General features: G+C 70.9%; 4 protein-coding genes. 2 read left to right on the forward strand and 2 right to left on the reverse strand.

The features are described 5' to 3' along the window. The first annotated feature begins 136 nt into the window (after window positions 1-136). A complete protein-coding gene (locus AB0C20_RS34045; RefSeq protein WP_357569546.1) occupies window positions 137-1,342 on the forward strand; it encodes a cupin domain-containing protein in 1,206 nt (401 codons plus the stop codon). A 425-nt stretch (window positions 1,343-1,767) separates the two neighbouring features. Continuing rightward, window positions 1,768-3,693, forward strand: a complete 1,926-nt coding sequence (gene fxsT, locus AB0C20_RS34050; RefSeq protein WP_357569547.1) for an FxSxx-COOH system tetratricopeptide repeat protein — start codon at window positions 1,768-1,770, stop codon at window positions 3,691-3,693. 97 nt (window positions 3,694-3,790) lie between these two features. Here the strand turns inward: fxsT and AB0C20_RS34055 are convergent, their stop codons facing one another. After that, the gene (locus tag AB0C20_RS34055) at window positions 3,791-4,453 is read right to left on the reverse strand and encodes a hypothetical protein (RefSeq protein WP_357186728.1); all 663 of its coding nucleotides are present in this window, start codon (window positions 4,451-4,453) and stop codon (window positions 3,791-3,793) included. After that, a partial coding sequence (locus AB0C20_RS34060) for an FtsK/SpoIIIE domain-containing protein (protein WP_357569545.1) occupies window positions 4,450-6,943 on the reverse strand: 2,494 nt, incomplete at its 5' end. The genes AB0C20_RS34055 and AB0C20_RS34060, both read right to left, overlap by 4 nt.

The following is a 6,943-nucleotide window of genomic DNA, read 5'->3' on the forward strand; positions in this document are numbered from 1 at the left end:
GCCGGTATTTCCGCCGGCACGCTTCCACTCGTGGGCGAAGTTGTGCCGCCAGCGGTGGGCGTGCACATTCGCCACACCAGCGGCGAGACCCAACCACGGCCGCCCGGCGGTTCCGTCCGCCGAGGCCACCGCGGCGCTGGCCCGCTGCGTCTCGGTCGAACCGGCCAAGTTCGCCGCCGCGCACTGGGGGCACACCCCGCTGCTGTCCCGGGCCGCCGAACTGCCCGACCCGGCCGGCTTCACCGACCTGCTCAGCCCCGCAGACGCCGACGAGTTGCTGAGCCGGCGCGGCCTGCGTACCCCGTTCCTGCGCGTCGCCAAGGACGGCCAGTTGGTCGCGGCGTCGCGCTGGACCGGCGGCGGCGGCGCGGGAGCCGAGATCGGCGACCAGGTGCTCGACGAGCGGGTTCTGGAGCAGTACGCGTCCGGGGCGACCCTGGTGTTGCAGGGACTGCACCGGATCTGGCCGCCGCTCGTCGACTTCGCCCGCGACCTGGGCCTCGCGCTTAACCAGCCGTTGCAGATCAACGCCTATCTGACCCCTGCCGGCAGCCAGGGCTTCGCCACCCACTACGACACCCACGACGTGTTCGTGCTCCAGGTCGACGGCCGCAAGCGCTGGCGGATCCACCCGCCGGTGCTGCCCGACCCGCTGGAGAAGCAGCAGTGGGGTGGGCGCGCCGACGAGGTCGGTGCCACCGCGCAGGGCCCGGCCGCGCTGGACGTGGTGCTCGCCCCCGGTGACGCGCTCTACCTGCCCCGGGGGTGGCTGCACAGCGCGCAGGCGCAGGACGCCAGCTCGCTGCATCTGACAGTGGGTATCCGCGCGCTCACCCGCTACGCCCTGGTCGAGGAGTTGTTGGCGCTGGCCGCCGAGGACCAGCGGCTGCGGGCCAGCCTGCCGTTCGGCACCGACGTCGCCGACCCGGACGCCATCGAGCCGGAGCTGACCGAGACAGTGGAGGCGTTGCGGGACTGGCTGCTGCGCGCCGACCCGGGTGCTGTCGCCGCGCGTCTGCGGCAGCGGGCCTGGCCGGCGGCCCGCCCGGCGCCGATCCGACCGCTCGCCCAGGCCGACGCGCTGGCCACCCTGGACGCCGACTCCCGGGTCGCCCTGCGGCCCGGCCTGCGCTGGCAGTTGGTGCCGCACGACCCGGACACGGTGGCGCTGCGGCTCTTCGACCGCACCATCACCCTCCCGGCGAGCTGCGAGCCGGCAGCCCGCGCCCTGCTGACCGGCACTGTCACCCGGGTCGGTGACCTGCCCGGCCTGCCCGACGACGCCGACCGGGTCACCCTGGCCCGCCGACTGCTCCGCGAGGCCGTGCTGATCCCGGCCTGACCGGCCGCATCGAGGGCGGGCGCCGGCCGTATCGAGGGTGGGCGCCTGCCCTGGGCACACCCTGCCCTGGGCGCTTCACAACCCGAGGACCTGGTGAACGGTCAGTGACACCAGACGCGACGTCCTGTTGGATGTGGGGGACGGTGCCGCGAAGGGATTCGTCCATGGGTTCTGATGGTCGCCGCTCGGCCGGATGGGTCGTGGCCGGTGTTCCGATATTTGCTGCGCTGAGCGGCCTTGCAGCTAACGCAGCTTCCGACCAGCAGCGTTGGCCCAGGGTCCTTGACCTGGTACGACAGAATCCGTGGTTGACCTTAGGCGTCATAACTCTCATGTGTGTGGGGTCCGAGGCGGTGTTGCTGTGGCCGCGCCGGAGATCCAAGACGGTTGTAACCGCTGAAACCGAGCAACCGGGCCCGCGTCGTATGCCCAGTCGGAATCCGTTGTTCACCGGCCGAGAACAAATGTTGGATGAACTTCAACTGCGACTCGAATCATCTGTCGTGTGTCTGTACGGCATAGGTGGGTCCGGTAAGACAAGTGTGGCAGTCGAATATTCGCACAGATTCAAAAGGCGCTTTTCCGTGATCTGGTGGATAGCTGCCGAACAGCCTCCGCTCGTAACAGAACAATTGGCGGCGTTGGCTATCGAAGTGGGTGAAGCAACCGAAGGCACACCGGTCAAGAATGCTGCCGAGAAGGCTCGAGGCTGGCTGCGTGACCACCGGGGCTGGTTGGTGGTGCTCGACAACATGCCGGGATCTGAGCTCGCTTCACCGGCAATTCCCGATGGTCCTGGCCAAGTGCTGATCACCTCGCGAGCCAACTTCTGGAATCAGCTAGGGGTGTTGATTCAAGTGGATGTATTTTCCCGGACGGAGTCAGTGTCCTTGTTGACGGCGCAGCTGAGCGGGATCAGCCCGTCGGACGCGGACAGGGTCGCGAATGCGGTAGGCGATCTGCCCCTGGCGGTAGCGCAAGCGGCGGGGTTCATGGTGGCAACGGGCATGCGTGCCAGTGAGTACGTCGATGCGGTCGAAGCACATGCGATCGAGATTCTGGACCGCGGCAGGCCCGTCGGATATCCACTGTCGTTGGCTGCGGTGGTCGCGCTCTCCGTCGAACGGCTCAGCGTTGAGGACCCCGTCGGGGTCAGCATCCTGAATCTGTGTTCGTTCCTGGGACCAGAGCCGATTCCCTTCACCTGGCTCACTTGTACGCCGCAGGAGGGAAGTCGAAGCGCCCTCGCCAAGGCCTCACCCGTCAAACTGAGGTCATCGGTGGGACGGCTGGTGGAATTCGGCCTTGCGCGGCTCGACTCGGACGGGGGGTCGCTCGTGGTGCACCGCACGACGGCGGCAGTCGTGCGGGATCTGCTCACCGTACGGGCGCGGAGCAGGCAGTGGCAGTTGGCCGGTGAATTGCTCGCCGCGAACCGATCCGGCGACCCCGCTGAGTTGACCCTCCGGCCGCTCTGGTCCATCTTGACGGCTCACGTTGGCTTGCATTTACGGCTGGCGCCCGAATCCGCCAAGGCGGGCAGCCAGGATTATCGGAGTGTCGTTCTCGATGCCGCCCGGTACCTTGAGCTGTCCGGACAGGCCGCATCAGCGAATGAGCTCGCCCGGACCGCTCGCGAGAGATGGTCTCAATCGCTGGGCAGCGACGATCTGGATGTCTTGCGGGCAGCTCGGCGTCAGTCGGCGACGCTTCCCCCTGCGCATCCCGACGCGTTGGGCATCGAGACGGACACACTTGACCGCTTGCAGCGTCTGCTCGGCCCGGACGATCCGGAGACCTTGTCGTCGGCTGGCAACTGCGCCAGGGCCATGGCCGACCTCGGGAGGTACCAGGACGCACGGCAGCTGAACCACGACACTCTCACTCGCCTGCGGCGGGTCTTCGGTGACGATGATCCCAAGACTCTGCTTTCCGCCAACAACCTGGCTAATCGAATGTCCGAGCTTGGTGAACACGAAGCTGCGGCGTCTCTGCACCGCCAGATTCTGGACCGCCGGGAAGTCGTGCTTGGTCACGATCATCCGGACACTCTGATTACCAAGGTCCAACTCGCTCTCGACCTCGCGAATCTCGGAGAAATGGACGAGGCGCGGACGTCTGGTCGCCTATCCCTTGCCGAACTCAGACGCAGGCTTGGTCCCGACCATCGCAGCACTCTGCAGGCGGCGGCCATCCTCGCTGAAATCCTTCGCCGGGAGGGGAGTCTCCAGGAGGCGCGCGCTCTTGACGAGGACACCCTTCAACGTCGCAAGCGGGTGTTGGGCACAGACCATCCCGAAACCCTGGCCTTGGCTCAGAGCCTTTCGCCGGACTCGTCCAAACAGGGATGAGCCGGCAATGCCGGTGCCTAGCTAGTGCTGTCTAGCGCAACGAGCGCCACGTCCGGTCGTCGACTTCGACTTCGGCCACTCGGGGCCGTTCGTCGGGTCAGCGGCCGAGGATCAGCAGCAGCACGGTGGTCAGCAGACCGGCGCCGAGGACCACAGTGATCGGTCGGGGGCCGAGCACCGCGTGTCGGCGGTCGGCCAGCACCCGGGCCGGCACCAGGCCGACCAACGGCCCGAGCAGCGTCACCACCAGCGCCAGCACCGGTAGTCCGACCGCCAGGTCCCCGCCGTACCCGACGCCGAGCGCGCGGGCGCCGGCGCCCAGCGCGTACGCCAGCACACCGCCGGCCACCCCGCAGAGCGCCAGCAGCGGGTTGACCGAGCCCGGCAGCTCGCCCGGCTGGCCGGCCCGGTCGAGCAGGTCCCGGGCCTTGGCGAGCAGCAGCACCGGGTCGCTGGCCCCGACGCCGTTCGCCGGGGCGGGCGGGCCACCGAGACGGCGGGCACCGAGGCGCGAGCGGACCTGCTGCCACAGGTGGGCCACCTCGGCGTCGACCCGTTCCTGCTGCTCACGGGCGGCGACCAGCTCCTCCTCGGCGCTCTGAAGCTGCTCGGCCGCGTCGGTGACGGCCCGCTCGGCCGCAACGCACTGCCGCTCGTGCCAGGTGTGCGCCTCGGCGCGCTGCTCGCGCACCCGCGCGCTGAGGTCGGCCAGCCGCCGCAACTGTGCCGCGTACGTCTCACTGGTCACCGGTTCGTTCATCGTGTCGGTCCGTACGGGATGATCACCTGTCCGGTGCGGTGCACCGCCCGGTCGAAGAAGAGCCCCCGCCAGGGGCGGGGATACCAGTCCGGGCCGCCGGTGCCCGGATAGAGCGACGAGCCCAGCTCGCCGCCGTGTGCGTCCAGGGCCACCCAGGCGCCGATCTGGTCGGTACGGGCGGCCGGCCCACCGAGATCGGCGCGCATCCGGGCCACACCCCGCCACCAGGCCAGCACGTGCGTGCGTCGTTCCGGCCCGTCGTGCATGATCCGGCGCAGCTGCTCCAGGCCGGTACGTCGGCCCGCGCGGGCGGCAAGCGCACCCGCTGCCGCGTCGACAGCGAACAGCAGCAGGTAGTGCGGGCTTCCCGGGCCGCTGAGCCCGTCGGCCGTCTCGGCCATCAGCTCGCCGACGGTTTCCTCGTCGTACCAGGCGGCGTCGTCGGCCAGGTCGTCGTAGAGGGCGCGGGCGATCGGGTCGGCGTCCGGGTCGAGGCAGGCGATGGAGAACCGGGCGGTGCCCGGCGGGTGCTGACGGGCCAGTGACCGGGCCGCCGCGTCGAGCACCGCGCACGCCTCGTCGACGCGGGTGCCGAGCACCGCGAGGTTGCGGCCCGGGGCGCGCGGCAGTCGCAGTGACGCCGAGCGGGACTGCACGTCGATGATCTCGCCGAGCAGGGCCACCGGGTTGCGGGGCACGGTCCCATCCGGCGGTACGGCGAGCGCCCGGAAGTCCGGGGCGTCCGCCAGCCGGGGGATCGCGTCGCCGTCGAAGAGCCGGGCGGGTGCCGCGTCGGGGGCGCGCATCCGCCACAGCCGGTGCTGCAACCCGCTCCAGGTCTCCCAGTCGCTGGCCGATGGGATGCGGGCCACCTCGTTGCCCTCCACCATGCCCGACTCGGCGTTGACCACCGCGTGCCAGCGCGGCAGCGACTGCGCCGCGTCGTTGCGCTCGGCGAGGATGCGCAGCGCCTTGGGCAACGCGATGCGCAGGGTGAACTGGGCGACCAGCGCGGGGCGGCCCCACAGCGCCTCGATGCCCCGCACGTCCTGCGAGGCGAGGACCAGGTGGATGCCCTGGGAGCGGCCGCGTCGGGCCAGGTCCTCCAGCAGGTCGGCCGCCTCCCGGGCGACCACGTCCCGGCCGGCCAGCAACATCTGGAACTCGTCCACCACGGCGACGATGCGTGGCCAGTGCCCGGTCGGGTCGACCGCCCGCAGCTCGGCCAGCTTTGTCACCTCGTGTTTCTTGGCCGCGTCGGCGCGTCGCCGTAACTCCTCGGTGAGGAAGCGCAACAGCGCCAGCCCGAACTCCCGGTCGGTGTTGACGTTGATGCCGACCAGCCGCATGTGCGGCAGCCAACTCGGGTCGCGTCGGCCCTGCGCGAACCGCGCGAAGGAGACCCCCTCCTTGAAGTCCAGCAGGTAGAACTCCAGCTCGGCGGGGGAGTAGCGGGCGGCGAGGGCGCCGATCCACGCGAAGATCAGGTTGGTCTTGCCGGTGCCGGACGGCCCGCCGATCAGCGCGTGCGGTGGGTAGTCGCCGAGCGTCAACCGCACCGGCCGGCCCTGCGGGCCCTCACCGATCGGCGCGGTCAGCCCGTCGGCGGAGTCCTCGCGCCACATCAGCTCGGGCGGGGGCAGCAGGTCGGTGAAGGGGGTCGGCGGCGGGCCCGCGTTCACCCGGGCGGCGACGTCCCGGCAGGTCTCGGTGACCAGCGCCGCCGGTGGCGGGGGGTCCAGCCGGACCGGCAGCCCGGCCGAGCCGCCGATCCGCGCGCCGGACACGCCGGCCACCACCCGGGTCACCGTCGGATCCTCCGGCAACGGCACACCGTGCACCACCAGGTGTACGCCGCAGGCGGCGCCGGCCCGCACCACCCGGTCCAGTTGCCCGCGCTCGTGCCGGTTCAGCTCCTCCCCGCCGAGAAGGACCGCCACCCGCCACGGCTCGGGTCGTCGGCCGGTCGCCGCCGCCAGTTCGCGCAGCGACGCGTACTCGCCGGCGAGGACCGTCTCGTTGATCCGGCGGATCTGCTCCACCAGGTCATCCAGCAGTGGGCCCAGCCCACCCGGGCCGACGAAGGTGAGCAGCCCGGCCGTGCCCAACGGAGCGAACCCGGCCAGTCCGCCGCCGAGTTGGTCCGGGTCGTACCCGATGAGTCGTACCGCCCCGGGGTCGGCGCGGCCGACGGCTCGCAGCAGCAACGCGGACACGACCGCGTCGCAGCCGGCGCGGTCGTCCCCGGAGAGGTGGACGTGCCCGGCGTCGAGCAGCGGCACCAGCGCGGGCACCGGATCGACGTCGTCGATCCGGACCGTGCCGACCCGCAGCGCGCCGGGCGGCTCGGCCCGGCGGGCGGGCGTCGGCGCCCACCCGGCCCAGTCGGCGCCCGCGCAGCTTCGCCGACACCCGTCGCCGAAGTGGGCGTTGCCACAGTCGACGATGATGTCGCCCTCGTCGAGCAGCGGCACCAACTCGTCGATCACC

Origin of the sequence: Micromonospora sp. NPDC048843, from assembly GCF_040649965.1 — a bacterium.
GTDB classification, from domain to species: domain Bacteria; phylum Actinomycetota; class Actinomycetes; order Mycobacteriales; family Micromonosporaceae; genus Micromonospora; species Micromonospora hortensis.

Coding starts and splice junctions, on each gene's coding strand:
- AB0C20_RS34055 (WP_357186728.1), bottom strand. CDS start 4,453: ATGAACGAACCGGTGACCAGTGAGACGTACGCGGCACAGTTGCGGCGG.
- fxsT (WP_357569547.1), top strand. CDS start 1,768: ATGCCCAGTCGGAATCCGTTGTTCACCGGCCGAGAACAAATGTTGGAT.